The sequence below is a fragment of the Sphingobacterium sp. E70 genome (assembly GCF_019285695.1).
Taxonomy (GTDB): domain Bacteria; phylum Bacteroidota; class Bacteroidia; order Sphingobacteriales; family Sphingobacteriaceae; genus Sphingobacterium; species Sphingobacterium detergens.
In genome coordinates, this window is record NZ_CP079104.1 from 5557116 (window position 1) to 5576590 (window position 19475).

The following is a 19475-nucleotide window of genomic DNA, read 5'->3' on the forward strand; positions in this document are numbered from 1 at the left end:
TTATTTTAAGAAGTTAGCATACCAGTGACCTGAGGATTTTATAATACGTTGCTGGTTTTGGAAATCTACATACACCAACCCAAATCGTGGGCGATATCCTTCCGCCCATTCAAAATTGTCTAAAAAGTCCAGACAAAGTAGCCTTTGACATTTACGCCTTCTTCTTTTGCCTGGTAGACATGTTGTATGGCTTCCTGCAGATAGTTCAATCTTTTGGGGTCATGTACCTGTCCATGATCAATTTGATCCTTAAAAGCTGCACCATTTTCGGTGACAATGAGTGGCGGGATATTGGGGTAGCTGCTGAATTTTTTCAGCATTTGGTAAATGGAGCTGGGGTATACTTCCCAGTTCATTTCGGTCATTTCAACTTTACGTTCCTTGGCCGTTACGATCTTTGCCTGAAGATAGGGAACAAACATAGCGTAGCGAATCATCTCACGGGTGTAATTTTGAATACCGATAAAGTCCATATCAAACTTTAAATCGTTCTCATCACCCGGTTTGATGTATTTTTCAATTCGATTGAGAATTTTGATTTCCTGAGTGGGGTAGCCCATACCCAGTAATGGCTCGATAAACAATCTATTGAGTAATACATCGGCTTTTTTGCGGCAATCACATCTTTTTCCCTTGTTGTGAATGGTTCTACATGGGAACAGGAAAAAGTCGTGCCCACCTGGCTTTCCGGTTGTAAAGATTTTAAGATTCTGGCGCCATGTGCTTGTGCTAATGCAGCATGGTGAGCCGCCGCAAGAAAGTTGCCCAAACCTTTTCTTTCCGGAGCATGTACACCAAAGAAGTATCCCGCGGCCGTAAATACAGTCGGCTCATTGAGTACCATCCAATTTTTGACACGATCTCCATAACGGGCAACACAGGTGGATACAAATTCACCAAACCATTCTTTGACATCACGGTTAACCCAGCCGCCTTTTTTTTTCCAGCGCATAGGGGAGATCCCAGTGATATAGGGTAACCCAAGGTGTAATCCCTAATTCCAGTGAGAGGTCGATCAGACGATCGTAGAAATCCAAACCTGATTGATTGGTTTGCCCAATACCATTCGGCAAGATACGGCTCCAGGATAAGGAAAACGATAATTGGGAATATGCATACCTTGCATTAATGCCAGGTCCTGTATGTAGCGGTTGTAGAAATCACAGGCTTGATCGCCATGTTGATTCTGAAATATACGGTTTCTTTTCTTTACAAAGATATCCCATATAGAAGGACCTTTGCCATGTTGATCATGTGCCCCCTCGATTTGATAAGCGGCGGTAGATACTCCCCAAATAAAATCTTTGCCAAAGGCATCTTTGGTTAAATGCATTTAATGAAATATAGCTGTCAGATGTGCTATCCGACCTGAATATGAATTAATTTTTGTGGAATCTTAGTGGTGAATAGAATGAACTGAACCGACCTAAAAAGATTCTAAATATAATCCGTTGGAAAAAATAGTTGATCGTTTTCATAATTGATACATTAAAGTGTTAACTGCATTAATTATTCTATTATAAAGGAACGAAACTGATATTAACTGGATATGAATTATTTATTAAATATATAAAAAAATAACTGTTTTATTTTGATCGTTTTTAGACAACAGAATTGTTTGATTTTTGATCTGGTATTTTGGGTAAATTATGATCTTTAAGGTTACAATAAGGGAATGACATATTAAAAGAAGACCAGCTAACAATCAAACTGTACTGTACCAACAAATGGATATGCTGCTGTAGATAGAATGATGACTGTTCTCGATTCTTCGTAATCACGGGGACTGGAGATAACGAAGTCCAATTTGCCATCCCGATCGAGGTCGCCAATAAATTCAAGCGCCGTCGCTGTGTCATGATAAGCCGTCTGGTCGATCAAAGTCCGCTGATACTGACCATTGATAAAAAGCTTTAATGTATATCTTGCATTGGGTTTCTGATCCTCATCCTTATAGAATTCAATGCCAGTAGCACGCAACTCATAGCGGTCGTTTTTATAGTTAAATTCAACCGGTTTATTGGGTGGAATAATCTTATTGGGGAGCGCTATACTGTCTACTGAACCATTCTGTATAGCGGATATGTTAAAAATACCAACACATCATTTTGCGGATTTATGGTTTCTGTGGGTAAGCCCGAACAAGGTTCTTCTTTCTCATAAGTAATGGTATATTTCGCTGGTGCAACGTTATATTTTCCGTTTTTACGATGAAGTTCCAACCAGCCGTTGTTAATCACTTTGGATACATTGTTATCATCCCAGATCCGATAGGCAAAAGGTACTAAAACCTGACCATCTATCATGGAGTCTGTTGGATTGGTCGTCGGCGTTGATGCAGTGGGATGGGCTTTCTCTGCTTGAGATTGTTGGGGAGGAATTGTTGTATCGGCTGCTGCTGTTTGTTTTATGGATGTTGAATTCGTAGCCTTATTTTGGCATGCTGATAAGATTAGGACCAGAAAGAAAGAGATGCTCGTAAATTTTAAATAACCCATATGCTGTATTTTGCCGTAAAGATAAATAAAAGAAGTAAAATACGCTTTCGGGATGCTAAATAGGGTGCTATTTAATTTTTTCTTAAACGATTATGGAATCTATTTATTTACTGCATCCTTTCAGAAAAAAAATGCTCATATTTAGTAGATATTTAGCGTCATATTATATGAAAAGATACATTTGGTTATTGTTGACATGTCTCCCAATCTGGGGATTTTCGCAGGAGCTTAAGCCAGGCAAGGTGGAGACAAAGTGGAATGATGTCGAAAGGCTCATTGCAATTAAAAATTTCACACAGACATTGCCCATATTGGCGGATATTAAAGCCGAAGCCCGGCGCTCTGGAAACCAGGCTGAATGGGTACGTGCATTTTTGGCGGAAGGGAAAGTGTTGGAAGTAAACCAATCTGAAGATTCCGCTTTTTTGCGTATCCAGAAACATTTTGAAGACAATATCCGGATTGCCGAAAAGCTGGATAAATCGGTTCTCCAAAACTTTTATGCACTTTATTTATTTTCAAATATCAACCGATATGCAAGTAAAAGCCAGAACAAATTTGTAGCTAAAGATGCAAAAGGTAAAATCGGTATGATCGATTCTATTTTTCGTCTCTCAATTTCGGACGTAAACAGTTTAAGTGCGGAACCTATAGCGCGCTGGAAGGGGCTGTTTGTAGAAACACGAAATATGAGCCTGAATCCCCTCTTTACCATTTTTTAGGTTATCAATATCTGGATTTTTTAAATACATTAAAAGCTACTAATGCGGCTGATAAGGATAAACTTAAAAAGCAATTGTTGGCAATCAGCACCAAGAATGATTATCTAGATGCAATCAGCTATATCATGTCTTATGATTGGAAATGGAATAATATCGAAGAGCAGGAAGGCGACTACCTGGAGCATATAAAAACCTATAAAAGTGACTACAATGCATTTTTACTTTATCGGTTGGCGGCAAGTTTCAACGACATCGGGAAAAAGACAAAGGCAATTACATATCTTGAACAAGCGTTAAAAGAATATCCAAAATCGCCCTGGCTTTCGAATGTAGATAATTTGAGGAGGGAAATAAAAAGTCTTTCATCAGGCTAAATTATAAAAGAACGGCACCGACGGACGAATATGTTCCTTTCCAGGTTAACCACACGAATGTGGATACTTTATATATCCGTATTTATAATACAAGTCCTACGCCTAAGGGCATAAAGGACTTTACGGTAAAATATGATTCCGCAAGTTATCAGACTACAGTAAATGCACCAGTGGTCTATGAGGAACAGGTGGCATTGAAAGCCTTTAACGATTATACGACGCACAATACAATTTATAAAATTAATCCCCTTAAAGCTGGTACCTACACGATTTTGATCGGTAATAATAAATCATTCCAAGATAACGGTCAGGATCGGGATGTGGCTGTTTCTCAGCTGATTATTTCTGACGCATTTTTGTCTGGCAGTATAAATATAAAACCTCAAAATGAATTTGTCTATACGGGTTTGCTATTGAACCGGAAAACCGGCGCTCCCTACGCAAATGAAATGGTGGAACTTTATCAATTGAGAAATAAAGCCCTGCCTAAACTGATCACGCAATTAAAGACCAATGCAGCGGGCGAGTTCAATTACAAATCCACCTATTCTCCCAAAAATGCTGCCTATTTACATAATCACATGCTGTTGCTTCATGGGAAAAAACGATGATTCCTTTGGATCAACAACAAAATAATGTTTATTATGAAGATCGGATGACGTCTGTAGAGGAGAACAATAAAAGAACAAATATGCGTGCGCTCAGCTTGATGGATAGAGCCATCTACCGTCCTGGGCAAAAAGTCTATTTTAAGACTATTCTTTACGATGATCATGTACAACAGGGCAAAGTCCTGGAAAGGCAAAATGTGAAAATCTATCTTCAGGATGGCAATCGTCAGAAGATTGACTCGATCAGTTTGACAACCAATTTATTTGGGTCTGTCCATGCGAATTTCCAATTGCCATCAAAGGCATTGAACGGAAATTATAATCTATTGGTTTTTCACGAATCTAAACAGCTTGATCAGCAATATTTTCAGGTTGAGGAATATAAACGTCCAACATTTGAAGTAACTTTTGAGCCAAATAAGTTCACCTATACTTCGAAAGATACAGCAGTATTCATTGGCAAGGCGGAGAGCCTTTCGGGTGTTTCGCTAATTGGCGCGGCAGTGAAGTATAAAGTTTCGTTTTATAATACCAAGGAAGGAAAGGATATCGTTCATAGTGATTCTACCACAACCATTGATGCCAAGGAAACTTTACGATACGGGTACCATTGATGGATCGTCAGTTTTCCGGATTGAAAGATTATGTATTGGTCTACCAGGCTGAGGTAATCAATCAGACAGGGGAGATGCAGATGGCTTCTGGAGGTTATACCTATTCGTCCCGTCCATGGCAGCTCCAGATTCAGGTACCGAATCTGATGGAAGAGAAAAAATGGCGGGATGTTACCATTTTAAAGCAGAATCAAAATGGTTTTCCATTAAAATTCAGCGGAAAGGTCAACATTTATAAATTGGAACAGGCAAGCCTCCCGCTGACAGATGAATATCGGGGAAGTTTCGGAAGGGCGGAGTACCACCTGCTTTCAAAAGATCTTTATAGCAAGTATTTTCCGCTTTATTTCGATCCGGCTTCGCTCGAAAAAGAAGAGAAAAAATTAAAATTGCTAGCTATGATTTTGATAACGCAGATACAAGCAAGATCATACTGGACTCATTACAGTTTGATTGGGGACGATATCAGATCGAAGCCATCAGTATACAGGAAGGGGATACGGTGCGCGCTATTAGCTACACTAGTCTATATCGGTCGAGAGATAAGAAACTAAGCGACCAGCAGTTTTCTCCTACCAGTTGGATAAAGTCAAATACAAAATTGGCGATCAGGTTACTATCAATATGCAGACGGATGTTAAAAATGCCAAAAACTACTACTGTTTCGTGAGCGAGGTTCGCAGAAATTAGAGACAAAGGTATTAAGTTGGAAAGATGGTCGTATTGCCTATCAATTTGTGCTGACTGAGCAGGATGTCGTGGGGCAACTACAGCTGAATGCATTATTTTTGGTGGATAATAAAATGACACTATCCCATATTGCTGTTCCTATTTCACAACAAAATAAAGAACTAACAATCCAAACCAAGACATTTAGAGATAAAATAACACCCGGTCAAAAAGAAAATGGAGTTTTACAATAAAACAAGAGGATAAACCAATCGCAACCGAGGTATTAGCGACAATGTATGATGCATCTTTGGACGCATTCGCTAGCCACGCTTTAGGTTCTTTTCAATTTCGTTATCCGTATTATCCAAGATCAAATAACTACTATATTGTAAACGCTTTTCAACAGCAAACCTATTCAGGTAACATTTTTACTTCGACTTTCTATGGGGTTTATGTGGATAATCGGCGGGATGAAATTTACAACTATGAACTATTGTCAGCCCGCCGGGGCTTCATTGGAAATTCCTGGAACAGGATGCCACATACGAGGAGTTGATCGACGAGCAAGCTTATAGGATGACATCGGTCATGTATGATGAATTACGGGATCCGAGTCTCTTTCGTGAGGTACTCCAAACACGCGTGAGAGGAGTGTCTACGGTGGCAAAGCAGTCAAGTCCTTTACCGACTTCGGCAATTATGTATGAGCCGAAAGTTGAGGGGGTGCAGCAAACGGCGAATATATGGTGGTAAATGAGGAAGTAGCTCAGTTTGGAATGGGGGCAATGGCAGTAGGTAGCAGTGCGATGGACTTACCAGCGGATAAACAGCTACAACATATTAAAGCTCGAACTAATCTACAGGAAACAGCTTTCTTCTATCCCAATTTGTATACCGATGAAGCAGGGAATATCAGTTTTGAATTTGATAGTCCCGAAGCATTGACGAAATGGAAATTGCTGCTTTTTGCTCATGATCAGCATCTGGCATCGGCTAGCGGGACCTATTTTACACAAACCCAAAAGCAGTTGATGTTGCGTCCGAATATCCCGCGTTATTTTAGAACGAATGACCAGTTGACAATCAAGGCACAGATTCAAAACCTGAGCAAAGAACGTATTGAGGGAAATACAAAAATAGAGCTTATCGATCCACGAAATAATCAAGTGGTTTCAACTGCTTTCCAGATCGATTCAGTACTAAAAAACTTTAGTGTCGAGCCATCCAATAACAGCACAGTGGAATGGTCGTTAAAGATTCCGGCGGAATATCCGACGATACAAATCCGCATCGTTGCAGCAGGTGGCGAGTTTTCGGATGGTGAGATTGTAGAAATACCCGTGCTGCCAAATAAGATACTGATTGGCGATACAGAAAAGATTGTCCTAAAAGCCGGTGAATCCAAAAATTTTACGGTAAAGGGAAGTACGAAGGACAATCTGATGGGGAGAATCCAGGTACAAAGCAATCCCATTTTAGAAATACTCTCCGCACTGGACTACCTGAAAAATTATCCTTACGAATGCAACGAACAGTTGAGCAGTAAGTGGTTTGGTCTCAAGATGGCCCAATATATCCAGTTGCATTATCCAGCAGTGGCAGCCTACTTCAAGAAATTGAATGTAGATGTAACAAAAGGCCGATTGGAAGAGAATAGTGGTTTGAATGAGTTCAAAATGGAAGAAATGCCCTGGCTGCGTGACATACAGGGTGATGCCGAACAATTGAAGAAAATTGCTACGTTCTTTGGAACAGATATACAAGCGGAAATCAATGCTGTTGAACAAAAATACGAAATAATCAATCCTCAAATGGTTCCTTTTCATGGTTTGATGGGGAGAGCCCAATACTGAAATTAGTATCCGTATGCTGGAAATCATTGGAAAGGTGCTCTATTTGGACAAAACCTTGGTCAATAGTGATATCCGTGCAATGGCCTCAAAACTTACCCAATATCTTGACCGGGATCCTGTTATATTTTCGCCCAAGACCAGTGCTGATGTGGGAATAGACTATTTGTATGCACGCAGGTATTGGACTGAATTTAATCCTTTACCAAAGGATTCCCTTCAGATATTGCAACGCAAATTGGTCAATTCTTCGTTAAGTAGCGCTGGTCGGAGCGCGGGGTTGGCAGCGAAAACATGGATTGTGAGTCAGATCTTTGGTCAGAGCAAGCAGAGTATGGAGATCAAAAATAGACTTGATCAGGAAGCTGTGATCGATGTACAGAAAGGAATGTACTGGAAAAGTAATGTGAACCAGTACAATAAGATCAGTTTGCAATCCTATCTTGTGGAAGCTTACAAAATAAACAATCCGGCTAAGCTAAATCAAGTCACCCAATGGATCTATTATAACAAACAGGTAAATCATTGGTATAGTACATGGATGACTGTAGATGCGATTTATGCACTGTTATTGGCCAACAATCCAAAAGACTTTGTTATTGAAAATACGGTACAGATCTCGATTAACAACAAAAAGGCCGAATTGAGCAATATTGTTTTGGGCGAAGTCAGTAAGCAGTTCGATAAAGTCGATTTGCAGACCGATCTCGATATTCAAGTTCAAAATCATAACGAAAGAACGGTTTATGGAGCTGTTGTTCATCAGTATTTTGCTGATCTTGATCAGATAAAATCAAGTACAAATGCACTTTCGGTTCAGAAAGTATATCTAGTGGAACGAAAAGGGCAATGGGTAGAATCTAAGGAAGCTAAACTGGGGAACGTATCAAAGTTAGGATTACGGTAATCAATGATGAGCCGATACAATACATTCATCTGAAAGATAGCCGTCCAGCCGGTGTAGAACCGGTGTATAGTCCTTCGGGATATCAATGGCGGAAGAATTACTATTTCAGCTCGAAAGATGCTTCAACGAATTATTTTATGGATCGCTTATCTAAGGGGAGATCTATTTACGAGTATGAGGTTAAAGCGAATAACCTGGGGACTTTTAATTCGGGAATCACGACAATAGAATCTATGTATGATCCTGGGGTTAATGCCCGGAGTACGAATACGATATTGACTATCGTGCCCTAATTATTCCAAAAAAATCTAAAACTTTGGCTACTCTCGGAAATTTCTGGGAGTAGCCTTTTTATTAATATACCATGAGATAGCAAGTAGGGGCGGCTTTTTAATCTAAAAATAAGTGCGCTAGACAGCTTTTTTATCTTTTTTGTGGAAGTTGGGTTTAAATTTATTGAATATAAATAAGTGCTAATAGTCTATTTTTGTTGTTTGAAAGTATTTTGAGGAAATAATTATACTCATTAGGTATTTTTGTTTTATATAGTAAATATTATAAGTGAATGGCGAAAGGCTTGTTGTCAGCCTGAATTTATAAGCTTGTTTTGAATTTTAAAAATATAGATTACTTTTGTTTAGAATTTGTCTAAATAAAATTTTCAATAGAATTTAAAACCATTACAATTTTTATGAAAAGATCGATACTTTTATCGTCTCAATCCTGCTGTTTTTCACAGCATTTGGCCAGAAGGCCGATCGTATATCCGGCAAAATCATGGTAGACCAGTCTGTTGTTGCCAAGGATGCCATTGTCCGGCTATTAAATACATCTTACCAGGGGCGGACAAACGCTGATGGAGAATTTTATTTAGACCATGTTCCTCCAGGTGATTATATTCTACAAGTCAGTCTAAATGATATTGAGTTATTGCGGGAAAATATTCATGTTGACAAGCAGACAACTGTCCTTCCGACGATTTACGGGACTAAAAACAATTATTATCTGGATGGGGTGACCGTGTATGGTTATCGACGCAATAAATTCTTAGAACGCGATAGCTCAAAAGTTGCAAAGGTACAGTTGGGCTATATGGAAAATCCACAGTCCTATTCCAATGTCAACAAAGAATTGATGAAAGAACAGTTGACCACTGATTTGTCGGAGGCTGTTAAAAACGTCGTGGGGATGGTAAAAGTGCAAGGAAGTCCAGGCCGTGGGTCAGATGGTGCTATTTATTACAATCTGCGTGGATTCCCAACGAAAATAGGTTTGGTGGATGGCCTCCTGCAAACACGAATGGTGAAATTGATCCTGCGGATGTGGAACGTATCGAGGTTATAAAAGGTCCTTCAGGTACTTTGTATGGTGGAGCAGCAACCTCTTTCGGTGGTTTGGTCAACCTCGTCACGAAGAAACCTAAGGATTACTACGGCGGCCAAGTATCTTATTTATTTGGTAGCTATAACTTAAACCGCCTTACAGCCGATGTATTCGGACCTATCACCAGCAACCGTAAGACGCTGTTTCGTTTAAATACAGCCTATCAGTACCAAAACGGTTTCCGTGATTCGGAATTTAGAAAATCATTTTTGTTGCACCAACGTTTAACTATGAGGTCAATGATCGATTAACGTTTAATCTGGGAGCCCAGCTATACAATTATGAGGGTACCAATACCCCATAATCTTTCTCACACGCACACGCCAGTTTTTTGCAAAGAGACCTCAAGACTTTGGATTTGACTGGAATAGATCCTATTCGAATAATGATATTACGCTGAAAGCCCCGTCCATCAATATCAAAGGTGAGGTAAATTACAAGATTTCAGATAATTGGACTTCGCAGACGTTGATCTCCAGAAATTTCAGAAAAACAGAAGGTATCTACCAATACCAATTTATTCGGGGCAAGGAAAGTGATGCTCTACTTGAACGCAATGTCCAATGGCAGAATACCGAAGGAAGTTCTACGAGTATCCAGCAAAATTTCAATGGAAGCTTCCAGATCGGAAGTGTCAAAAACAAAATTTTGATCGGGCTAGATTATCTGAACCAGACCTTACGGAATAATAATTCACCTATTGTTGTGTTTGATACTATCAATGCGCTGGATTTAGAAAAAGGTTATTTGCCTATTTCCAATCAACTGGCCTCGCAAAAAATACAACTGTCTACAAGACCACTACAACGTAACTATTCTTCAAGCAACATCTATGGTGCTTATATATCCGATGTACTGTCTCTGACAGATCGTCTAACAACTATTTTGAGCTTACGAGTAGACCATTATAATAGCCGTGGTCAATTGAACTTAAGTACAAATATAAGAGAGGCAAACTTCAAACAAACGGCACTTTCACCTAAGTTTGGGGTTGTATATCAGGTTCTTAAAGATAAATTGTCGGCCTATGGTAATTATATGAATAGCTTTAGTTATGTGCCCCCGGCTCTAGAGAATCCTGAGGGACAAAGAGAGATGAAACCGCAATTAGCCAATCAATGGGAAGCAGGGATCAAAACCAATTTCTGGAATAACCGTTTTAATTTTACGGCTTCTTATTACGATATCGTCGTGAATAATATGACTCGTCTGGCAGCCAATGACGGCCCTAAGATAACAATTCAGGATGGGGAGCAGCGCAGCAAGGGCGTTGAGTTGGAACTGATTACCAATCCGATAAGAGGGTTAAATATTCTTACGGGCTATACTTACAATGATAGTAGATTTCAACGGGCAGATTCTACGGTAGAAGGGCGGCGTCCTGCTTCTGCAGGCCCTGCACAAGTTTTTAATTCCTGGATCAGCTATGTGTTACAGACTCCAAAACTACAGGGGCTGGGTTTTGGATTTGGTGTCAATCACGTTGGAAAGCAGGTTTCGGCTGATAATTCTATAACAGGGAAATTTACATTTCCGGCGTATACGTTGATTAATGCTTCGATCTCTCTTGAACGTGATTTCTATCGTTTTGGTGTCAAGATGAACAATATCAGCAATGCACATTATTTTTCTGGACAAGGGGTGGTTGTCGCCCAAATGCCGAGGAATTTTGCTGCCGAGCTGAGTCTCAAATTCTAGCAAAATTGCAATAAAAAATACTGAAAATACCGTGTCCCCAAAAGTGTTCAACTTTTTGGGGACATTTTATTATACGCTGGACCGAATGTATTGTATAGCGAGTGTACTATTTTATTTCAAATTCGGTGTAGATTGTTCTTTTAAATTCGAGCACCTCTGGTGCTATTTTAAAACCTTCCCGCCATAAGCTTTACTAAATGTTTCTAAAGCCATCCCTGTTCTATTACCGGTAGATTCATTGGAAGGGCTGCCATCGTTTGACAGGAACAAGAGTTTACCAATTTTACATCAGCTCTCGAAGCGAGCTTTTGGGCGGATTTTAGTGCGTCGTCATAGGCAATCAGGTCAGCTTCCCGTAGAATACTGTCGGCTTTGGAGTGGGCAAATGAAATGGAACCGATTCCGCTTATTTTTGTCTCAAGTAATTTTCCCGTTAATTCAGTGAATTTGGATAAATCATGTAGGACAAAATCAATAGTCTGCTGTGCCTGGTAGCCGACAAATTTAGTCGTATTTCCAATATATTGATAGTCTTTATTGGCTGATACACTGCTTGTCTTTATATCTTCCTTTTTATTCCCGTATTTTCCCAGTATGGCAATGACACTATCTACGGTATTTTGTGTTTCCCTTACAGCGTCCACCATTCTCGGTTTTGTAAATGCCGTATTTATAGTGAGTGTAACTTGGTCCGGCATTATCCTAATTTTTCCTTCACCGCTGACCCGTATCCTGTTTTGATTGTCATTGGAGACAGACTGGCAGGATATCATAAATAAGAAACCACTACTGACAACTAGCGATAAGAACTTTATTTTATTTTTCATCCGTTTAAATTTGTTTTTCATTTGTGATGAAGCTATCAGATTTATTCATCCTCCCTATGTGATTGAATAAATCATGATGGTTTCATATATCTATAATTATTAATCTGTATTTAGTTAGTACCTAGTCTAATATACTAAATTAATGGGAGAGCTGCTGTTGATTCAAAAAAATCAAATCGGAAATAGGCAAACAAAAAAGCAGGCACGATAAGCGCCTGCTTCACTATATAAAGGGTTGCTATTTTTAATAAATACTCTTCGAGTAGGTTTTAAGTTGCTTTTGTAAGGACTTGCGCGCCATATGGATACGTGTCTTTACAGTTCCTTCAGGTATTTGCAAGTGCTCCGCAATTTCATAATATTTGAACCCTTCCAAAAATAACGCAAAAGCATTGTAATAATCCTTTGGTAAATTATTGAGCGCATGTTGAATATCCGATGCCACAAAGTTATTTTCGCCACGGTTACGTGTAATTTCATTGACATAACCGGTACTTATATATTCATTGCGGTAATTTTCCAGTCTCTTATTCCGTGTATACTGATTAATATACGTATTTTTCATAATGATATATAACCAGGACATGAGTTTAGGATGCTTTATAAACTTTTCTATGGAAGATAATGATCTAACCATAGTTTCTTGCACCAAGTCTTCTCTTTCATCTGGATCACTTGTAAATTGAGCAGCCAAATATTTTAATGTAGGTCTCTTTTCCTTAAACAGTTGATCGATTGTTGTATTTTCCATATTATCAATTTTTAAGTGTCTATCAGTGCCAAGGTTACTACAATTAGGGTGCTAGAAAAAAAAGATAAAAGTCAATGTTTTTAAATTTAAAATCGCGTTGAGTAATTTTGTTTCTATTGTAAGCTATTGTAAATCAGTGTTTATTGCTATTTATTTCAATAGTTATACCGTCTGATTCGGGGAGAGAATTAAGGTGTTTTTTACTTTAACAACAAGTGTTTACCTTGTTTAAATCCATTCTTTATCCCGTATTACTACGTATTTATACGTAGTACTATAAACTATACAGCCATCTTTTAACGTTTTATCAGTTTTTAAAAACTGTTCGAGTTTGATAATGGTTATTAAACATAGGTACAAAAAAGCATAATACTATGGGGAACGAAGACGAAAATTTATATATAGATCAATCACAGCGAAACGAAGGGGGCATGATCTAAATCAGATTTGGGGTGGGAACCAAGAAGAATTTTACAAATCCATTATCCGGAGTCAACAAGAAGATTTCGGGCGTATTGGGCGTTACTTTAGGGACGAGCTTGCAAGAAGTGTATGGTATGCGTATTTCGCTCCAGAATTTCACCAACAGACACGGTGATTTTGAAGAGCTACATTGTTTACGTGATTCATTGGCTTCTCTAGTAATTGAGTTGCGTAATAAAGCGACTTTGCTCTATAACCCAATTTTGAATGATCTTGGGATTTTCCATGCGATTGATGAAGTAGTGGCTTCCTATAAACAAAAGCTTAGTTTTACCATAGATATTATTCTCGATCCAAATTTAAAGGAACTTCAGCGTCATATTCAAGTTCGCCTTTTTAAATTGCTTACGGCACTATTTGAATATTTGAAGGAGGAAATGCCTATTCAGGCAATTTCGATATCTGTGCAGCTCATCGATTTTGCGATCTTTATTAAGGTGTTACCCTATTTTAAAGAAGACAATTCATTACAGAGACCCAAACGTGAGGATAGCCCATTGCGTTTAATAAAAATAACAGAGCTTTACAGTGCTCAAATTGTTAGTGACAGCCTCGAAGAGGGTATAATTCTTAAATTAACTATTTAAATAGACGATATGATAAAAATCCTATTGGTAGAAGACCATATGGTGGTGCGCAATGGTATTAAATTGCTTTTAGAATCCCAGGATAGTTTTGAAGTTGTTGGGGAGGCTTCCAATGGTAAGGAAGCGCTAGATTACCTGCAATCGAATCCAGATTCAGTTCCAGATATTATTTTGACGGATATCAGCATGGAGGAAATGGATGGTATAGAGCTTTTGCGGGTCTTATATAAGCAGTATGGAAATATAAAAGTCGTCATCCTATCGATGTTGAACCAGATTAATTATGTCATCGAAGGGTTTGAGTATGGCCTTATGGGATATTTGGTGAAAAACATTGGGTATAACGAATTACTTTTTGCGCTCAACCACATTGCAGCTGGTGGCCGATATATGAGTGAAGAGATCTCCATGTTGCTTTTGGAACATATACGTTCGGGGCAACGTTATGCGCAGCATCCGATAGGATCACGGGCTGATTTTGAAATTTCTGAACGTGAACTTGAAGTCTTGGGGCTTATCGCTGAAGGCTATACAAATATTGAAATTGCCGATAAGATCTTTTTGAGTAAGCGTACAGTGGAGGGCCATCGTCAAAATTTAATTGATAAAGCGGGTGTGAAAAATACAGCACATTTAGTGAAGTTTGCCTTCGAAAATGGGATATTGAATTAACCCTGATAATAAGAAAAAGATACAAATTGATCTTTCATTGATACGATAATACCTGTGATATAAAAATTATTTGTTCAATTTTAGTGTGAACTTAAATTGTATTCAGGTGAAACAGATGAAATTTTTATATTGCTTTTTATTCTCAGTGCGATAGATTCGTTGAGCTACGCAACAGGGCATGGTATTTTTACACAGTCTCAAACCGATTCTATGGTCAGGTCACTGACATTAGAAAATGGTCTTTTTCAGGCGGATCCCACCATTTTCTACGATAACGGTTATTACTATTTATATGGTACCAATGGTGATGGCGATAAACAGTTAGGCTTTAAAGTATTTCGGTCTAAAGACTTGAAACAATGGGCGGGCCCCATTGGTGCAAAAGCCGGATTTGCATTGGTAAAAGAAGATGTATTTGGAACCAAAGGCTTTTGGGCACCTCAAGTCTGGTCGGAGCAAGGCAAATTTTACATGGCTTATACGGCTGATGAGCAAATTGCCATCGCTATCAGCGATTCTCCGATGGGCCCTTTTAAACAGGGCATTGCCAAAACGCTTATTGATGGCGGAAAGCAGATTGATCCCTATGTTTTTAGGGACAGCGATGGTAAGAAATATTTGTTTCATGTGAGATTGGTGGAAGGAAACCGCATCTTCGTTGCGGAATTAAAAGATGACTATTCAGGAATCAAAACAGAAACCTTAAAAGAATGTTTGCATGCTGAAAAAGCTTGGGAGAATACTGCTGGTTCAACATGGTCAGTCAGTGAGGGACCTACTGTTGTAAAGCAAGGCAATCATTATTATATGTTTTATTCGGCCAATGATTTTAGAAATAAAGACTATGCCGTAGGTGTTGCGGTAGCGGACAACGTGTATGGTCCCTGGAAAAAAATTGAAACAAATCCTTTATTGAGCCAGCATACAAGTGGATTTGCCGGTACTGGCCATGGTGATTTATTCCAAAAAGGACAACAATGGTATTATATATGTCATACACATTATTCTGACACTCAAGTTGCTCCAAGACGTACAGCTATTATACCTATTGATCTTGTTTCTGATAGACAAAGTGGTATTGCAATTCCCAAATTTGACAGTTCCAAGTTCAGGTTGCTTGAACTTGTCAACCAATCTGACGAGCCTATTGATGTCGCTTTTGGTGACCCTTTTATTTTATATGATCAACCTACGGATCTATATTATCTATACGGAACGGGAGGTACAAAAAATGGGTTCATAGCATACAGTTCTAAAGATCTTAGGCATTGGAAGGAAGCTGGGAAAGTGTATGATGGCAACCAGGCCAAAGGATGGGGATCAAGGACTTTTGGGCGCCAGAGGTGTACGCCATCAATAATAAATACTATATGTATTATAGTGCGCACTGGAAGGAAAACCCTGGAAATAAGCTGGAGAATTATCGTATTGGTGTTGCCGTAGCGGATAGTCCTTTGGGACCATTTATAGATTTGACAGGTAAACCATTATTTGACCCTGGATATCCTATTATTGATGCGAATGTCTTTCGGGATGTCGACAATAGAAATTATTTATTTTACTCGCGTTGCTGCTATGAACATCCCGTTACCTCCGAAATTGCCGATTGGGCCAAGTCTAAATGGGGTACAATGCTATTGAAGAAAGCTGGGTTTATGGTATCGAACTTGATAGTAGTATGCAGCATGTGATTGGAAAGCCGGTACTTTTAATACGTCCTCCCGCGCGCATGTGTGATGCACAATCGGAATGGGAAAGTCGGTCGGTGTCTTCTGGCGAAATTAACAGAAGGTGGACAGAGGGATCCTTCTTAATCCACGCAAAAGGACAGTATTATATGATGTATTCTGCAAATTATTTTGCGGGAGCAAATTATGCTGTTGGTTATGCTACCGCTAAATCTCCGTTGGGAAGCTATGAAAAATCACAAACGAATCCGATTATTGAAAAAATACGGATAGAGGCGGGACCGTGTCAGGTACAGGACACAACAGCATTTTTAAAGACCGCGAGGGGAAACTCCGATGTGTCTATCATGGACGAACAACAAAAACCGGAGATAAACGGATGGTATTTATCCGTGATATTGATTTTAGCCAAAACAATCAGCTACGTGTTCTTACAGATTGACCTTAGGGGTTAATCTGTATTTTTTTGGGGTTAACTGTTTTTTCAAATCCTTATCTCCACCTGATTTTTATCAATTTGATGTAGCCTATTGTTGCTATCATTGTCTGCATCTTGATGATTGCACCTAAGTTCTTTTTCGCTAAGTGTATTCGTTTTTTCGAGGTCCTCTATTGACGTTTTCATGGCGGGAGTTGCATTTAGAGCGGTAATATGGCCTTCCGTAAGGAGACATTTACGATACCATCTATTGCTGAAATAATATAAAATAATCAAACCTTGTTTCACTATCGAATGCTGTAATGTCTTTTCCATTATTTTGATGATTGAATGCAATTGCTATATCGTTTATAACTATAGCTTTTATTAAAGGAACAATTACAAAGGGCAATTGGTTTAAACTAATCCAATTCAAACGACTTTTGCATGACTAGGGTTCTATAGATGTTGGATTAACGAAACAGATTATGATGAAGGTACCTTATGTTTTAAATTATATACTAGCTCTAGTAACACAACCATCGGAACAAACAGAAGCGTTAAATAGCGGGAATTCAAATGAATGGTATGCCGAACCAGGTATTTGGCTTTTTATTCTCATTTTTATTTTTGTGATAACCTTGGTTGTTTACCGAAAATTAACGAAGAAGAACTAGCATTGATCTTTTTGGGCAGAACTCCAACCCGACAATCATCAGCAATATGATTAGCTCCGGAGCGGTTTGTAGCAGTCATATTCTCCGAAGCTACGTAAATCAATCATTGAGCATATGATCAGGAAAAGGTGCCACAATAGGAAAATATAGGTGGACTGTTGTTCCTAGACCAACTGTGGATTCGATCTCTATTGTACCTCCCAAACGTTCCATGACGCGTTTAACAAGGGATAGTCCGATCCCTGTACCTGGAATACCCGAGACGTTGTCAGCACGGGAAAACATTTCATAGATATGTGGCAGATGCTCCTCAGGGATGCCTATACCATTATCTTTTATGCGATAATAAGTCATATCTTCCTGATTTGTACTTTCAATTTTAATAGTAGGCTTGTCTGATTGGGCGGAATATTTGATCGCGTTAACAATAAGATTGGTAAAGATCTGATAGACGGCACTCTTTTCACCCCAAATCGGTAGTAATTGCCCAAAATATGATTGACAATCAGGTGTATTATAAAGGGTTTTGTTTTCCTGGAAAATACGCTGCAGTGTGTAAGCCATGGGAAGTGGCTCTTTGTCCAAAACGCTCGCACGGTGTTGACTCAATTGGACCATATTGTTGATGATGTCTTCGATATTGGAAACACTCCTGCTGAAATTTTGATACCATTTGTTAGTTTTTGAAAGATCAATATCTTCGGAATGCTGCTGTAGAAATTGTATACCCATTTTTAAGATTGACAAGGGGTTTTTCAGATCGTGCGATAGGGTATAAGTAAACATTTCTAATTCATTGTTCAGGCTCAACAGTTCTTCGTTGAGTAACTGTCTTTCTCTCAGTTTTCTAAATATAGATTCTTTGATAATCTGGTTCAATCGCAGCACAAAATTGACTTCAGCATCATTCCATGGCTTTGCCACATCATAACGAACATCCTCCCAGAGCTCCAAATAATCCGGCTTTCGACGGTGTTTTTGATCCTGCCGGATTTGCATGACACGACTTTGGCTTGCTTTTCTGAACCATACAAGGTAATAATCACTTTCTATGCCGACCTTGAGGTACATCAGACCCGCAAAATTCAATTTTTCTTTAAAATGATTCTGATGATTTAATGTAAAATTGTAATCCTTGAATAAAGCTTTATCGCTATGCGTTTGCAGGAATTGAATGACTTCATAAAACAGTTTTTATGTGGTGTATGCCCATGGTTAAATACATCACCCTGATTAAATATAGACAAACCGTCCGCATTGACTAATTGCATGAGGGTATCTATGTGCTGAACCAAAGCACAATTGACCATTTTATTCTCAGATAGGCTTTTTTAATTCTACTTCTGCGCTATTAAGGAGTTCTGTTCTTTCAAGCAGGTTCTGTTTAACATGGCTTTCATATTTGTTGGTAGCGGCTTGAATAGCAAAAGTACAAAGCTTCCGTTGTTGCAGATCTATCACTTTTTCTTCTGCGTGCTGAGCTATAACTAGCCCCCAAAATTCCTCATCTATACAAATACGGAAAAATAAGGCGCTCTGAACATTGATCTTTTCCAGAAAAAGACGATGGAGATGGGGTAGTGGGCAGAGCAAACTGGAGAGCGTATCGATGCTGTCTTCTACATAAACAAAATTCTGGTCATTTTTTTTAACATTGGGGATATATCGATACGAATAGTTACTATAATATTCCATTGCCTCTTTGGGCATGAAGTCTTTAGAAAATTCTTTCCCTCTAAAATAAGGTTTGCCATCAGAAGTATGTTCGGCAATCACTTCACTATATCCTGTTTCTTGAACCTGAAGAACAAAAACACGATCGTAATTCAATAATTTATTGATGGCCAAACAGACCCGGTCCCAATTATTAGGTTGGATGGTGTCAAGTAAAAAGTTGAATTCGTTTATCTTTCTTGCGGATATATATTTTTTTGTGCTGTTGCTCCCATTCAATATAAAAATGGCCTTGGTATATTTTAAGTTTAAAATAGACACGTTCTTGGAATATTTTAATAGGTAGAATATGACGTGATTGTCCATTTT

At 38.8% G+C, this 19475-nt stretch carries 26 protein-coding genes and 2 pseudogenes; 19 read left to right on the forward strand and 9 right to left on the reverse strand.

Features of this window, described 5'->3' with window-relative positions; translation table 11 throughout:
* The 4 genes and pseudogenes from KUH03_RS49885 to KUH03_RS39760 form a co-directional block, all read right to left on the reverse strand.
* Positions 1-952, reverse strand: a pseudogene (locus KUH03_RS49885) (family 1 glycosylhydrolase).
* Positions 921-1333: pseudogene (locus KUH03_RS39750) on the reverse strand (family 1 glycosylhydrolase). The pseudogenes KUH03_RS49885 and KUH03_RS39750 overlap by 32 nt, the downstream one beginning before the upstream one ends.
* A 365-nt stretch (positions 1334-1698) precedes the next feature.
* A complete protein-coding gene (locus KUH03_RS39755; RefSeq protein WP_257090136.1) occupies positions 1699-1980 on the reverse strand; it encodes an integrin alpha in 282 nt (93 codons plus the stop codon).
* 77 nt (positions 1981-2057) lie between these two features.
* The gene (locus KUH03_RS39760; protein WP_257090137.1) at positions 2058-2498 is read right to left on the reverse strand and encodes a hypothetical protein; all 441 of its coding nucleotides are present in this window, start codon (positions 2496-2498) and stop codon (positions 2058-2060) included.
* Positions 2499-2665: 167 nt separating this feature from the next.
* Here KUH03_RS39760 and KUH03_RS39765 point away from each other — a divergent pair, with 167 nt between their 5' ends.
* From KUH03_RS39765 to KUH03_RS39830, 14 genes are all read left to right on the forward strand, one after another.
* A complete protein-coding gene (locus KUH03_RS39765; protein WP_257090138.1) occupies positions 2666-3220 on the forward strand; it encodes a hypothetical protein in 555 nt (184 codons plus the stop codon).
* 77 nt (positions 3221-3297) lie between these two features.
* A complete protein-coding gene (locus KUH03_RS39770) occupies positions 3298-3594 on the forward strand; it encodes a tetratricopeptide repeat protein (RefSeq protein ID WP_257090139.1) in 297 nt (98 codons plus the stop codon).
* 59 nt (positions 3595-3653) lie between these two features.
* Positions 3654-4205 carry a hypothetical protein gene (locus tag KUH03_RS39775; protein WP_257090140.1) on the forward strand — a complete coding sequence of 184 codons (552 nt, stop codon included), beginning with the start codon at positions 3654-3656 and terminating at the stop codon, positions 4203-4205.
* Positions 4202-4819, forward strand: a complete 618-nt coding sequence (locus KUH03_RS39780) for an MG2 domain-containing protein (protein WP_257090141.1) — start codon at positions 4202-4204, stop codon at positions 4817-4819. The genes KUH03_RS39775 and KUH03_RS39780 overlap by 4 nt, the downstream gene beginning before the upstream one ends.
* Positions 4819-5373 (forward strand): hypothetical protein, encoded by a 555-nt coding sequence (locus KUH03_RS39785; protein WP_257090142.1) that lies wholly within the window; start codon positions 4819-4821, stop codon positions 5371-5373. The genes KUH03_RS39780 and KUH03_RS39785 overlap by 1 nt, the downstream gene beginning before the upstream one ends.
* A 183-nt stretch (positions 5374-5556) precedes the next feature.
* Positions 5557-5742: a hypothetical protein gene (locus KUH03_RS39790; protein ID WP_257090143.1), complete on the forward strand. Its 186-nt coding sequence runs from the start codon at positions 5557-5559 to the stop codon at positions 5740-5742.
* Positions 5743-5783: 41 nt separating this feature from the next.
* Complete coding sequence (locus tag KUH03_RS39795) at positions 5784-6047, forward strand: hypothetical protein (RefSeq protein ID WP_257090144.1); 264 nt, start codon at positions 5784-5786, stop codon at positions 6045-6047.
* On the forward strand, positions 6044-6244 hold the full coding sequence (locus KUH03_RS39800; protein ID WP_257090145.1) for a hypothetical protein: 201 nt from the start codon (positions 6044-6046) through the stop codon (positions 6242-6244). The genes KUH03_RS39795 and KUH03_RS39800 overlap by 4 nt, the downstream gene beginning before the upstream one ends.
* Positions 6235-7344, forward strand: a complete 1110-nt coding sequence (locus KUH03_RS39805; RefSeq protein ID WP_257090146.1) for an alpha-2-macroglobulin family protein — start codon at positions 6235-6237, stop codon at positions 7342-7344. The genes KUH03_RS39800 and KUH03_RS39805 overlap by 10 nt, the downstream gene beginning before the upstream one ends.
* Before the next feature lie 13 nt (positions 7345-7357).
* Positions 7358-8248, forward strand: coding sequence for a hypothetical protein (locus KUH03_RS39810; RefSeq protein WP_257090147.1), 891 nt, complete (start codon positions 7358-7360; stop codon positions 8246-8248).
* 23 nt (positions 8249-8271) lie between these two features.
* Positions 8272-8541 (forward strand): hypothetical protein, encoded by a 270-nt coding sequence (locus tag KUH03_RS39815; RefSeq protein ID WP_306429885.1) that lies wholly within the window; start codon positions 8272-8274, stop codon positions 8539-8541.
* 484 nt (positions 8542-9025) lie between these two features.
* Entirely contained in the window at positions 9026-9592 is a 567-nt protein-coding gene (locus KUH03_RS39820; protein ID WP_257090148.1) for a TonB-dependent receptor, read from the forward strand.
* Entirely contained in the window at positions 9571-9882 is a 312-nt protein-coding gene (locus KUH03_RS47460) for a hypothetical protein (RefSeq protein ID WP_306429321.1), read from the forward strand. The genes KUH03_RS39820 and KUH03_RS47460 overlap by 22 nt, the downstream gene beginning before the upstream one ends.
* 52 nt (positions 9883-9934) lie before the next feature.
* On the forward strand, positions 9935-11329 hold the full coding sequence (locus KUH03_RS39830; protein ID WP_257097774.1) for a TonB-dependent siderophore receptor: 1395 nt from the start codon (positions 9935-9937) through the stop codon (positions 11327-11329).
* Positions 11330-11532: 203 nt separating this feature from the next.
* Here KUH03_RS39830 and KUH03_RS39835 read toward each other — a convergent pair whose 3' ends face one another.
* Both KUH03_RS39835 and KUH03_RS39840 read right to left on the reverse strand, forming a co-directional pair.
* A complete protein-coding gene (locus KUH03_RS39835) occupies positions 11533-12156 on the reverse strand; it encodes an SIMPL domain-containing protein (protein WP_257090149.1) in 624 nt (207 codons plus the stop codon).
* Between the two features lie 244 nt (positions 12157-12400).
* Positions 12401-12907: an RNA polymerase sigma factor gene (locus tag KUH03_RS39840; RefSeq protein WP_120257900.1), complete on the reverse strand. Its 507-nt coding sequence runs from the start codon at positions 12905-12907 to the stop codon at positions 12401-12403.
* 452 nt (positions 12908-13359) lie between these two features.
* On the opposite strand from KUH03_RS39840, the gene KUH03_RS39845 reads away from it, so the two are divergent.
* The 5 genes from KUH03_RS39845 (at position 13360) to KUH03_RS39865 (ending at position 16792) form a co-directional block, all read left to right on the forward strand.
* Positions 13360-13977 carry a hypothetical protein gene (locus KUH03_RS39845; RefSeq protein ID WP_257090150.1) on the forward strand — a complete coding sequence of 206 codons (618 nt, stop codon included), beginning with the start codon at positions 13360-13362 and terminating at the stop codon, positions 13975-13977.
* Positions 13978-13986: 9 nt separating this feature from the next.
* A complete protein-coding gene (locus tag KUH03_RS39850; RefSeq protein WP_257090151.1) occupies positions 13987-14649 on the forward strand; it encodes a response regulator transcription factor in 663 nt (220 codons plus the stop codon).
* Positions 14650-14745: 96 nt separating this feature from the next.
* Positions 14746-16092: a glycoside hydrolase family 43 protein gene (locus KUH03_RS39855; protein ID WP_257090152.1), complete on the forward strand. Its 1347-nt coding sequence runs from the start codon at positions 14746-14748 to the stop codon at positions 16090-16092.
* Entirely contained in the window at positions 15993-16340 is a 348-nt protein-coding gene (locus KUH03_RS39860; protein WP_373564571.1) for a family 43 glycosylhydrolase, read from the forward strand. The genes KUH03_RS39855 and KUH03_RS39860 overlap by 100 nt, the downstream gene beginning before the upstream one ends.
* On the forward strand, positions 16328-16792 hold the full coding sequence (locus KUH03_RS39865; RefSeq protein WP_257090154.1) for a family 43 glycosylhydrolase: 465 nt from the start codon (positions 16328-16330) through the stop codon (positions 16790-16792). Before KUH03_RS39860 ends, KUH03_RS39865 begins: the two co-directional genes overlap by 13 nt.
* A gap of 29 nt (positions 16793-16821) precedes the next feature.
* Here KUH03_RS39865 and KUH03_RS39870 read toward each other — a convergent pair whose 3' ends face one another.
* From KUH03_RS39870 to KUH03_RS39885, 3 genes are all read right to left on the reverse strand, one after another.
* Entirely contained in the window at positions 16822-17091 is a 270-nt protein-coding gene (locus tag KUH03_RS39870) for a hypothetical protein (RefSeq protein ID WP_257090155.1), read from the reverse strand.
* A 440-nt stretch (positions 17092-17531) separates the two neighbouring features.
* Positions 17532-18521 (reverse strand): sensor histidine kinase KdpD, encoded by a 990-nt coding sequence (locus tag KUH03_RS47465; RefSeq protein WP_306429322.1) that lies wholly within the window; start codon positions 18519-18521, stop codon positions 17532-17534.
* Positions 18522-18749: 228 nt separating this feature from the next.
* Positions 18750-19280 carry a hypothetical protein gene (locus tag KUH03_RS39885; protein ID WP_257090156.1) on the reverse strand — a complete coding sequence of 177 codons (531 nt, stop codon included), beginning with the start codon at positions 19278-19280 and terminating at the stop codon, positions 18750-18752.
* Positions 19281-19475: the final 195 nt, after the last annotated feature.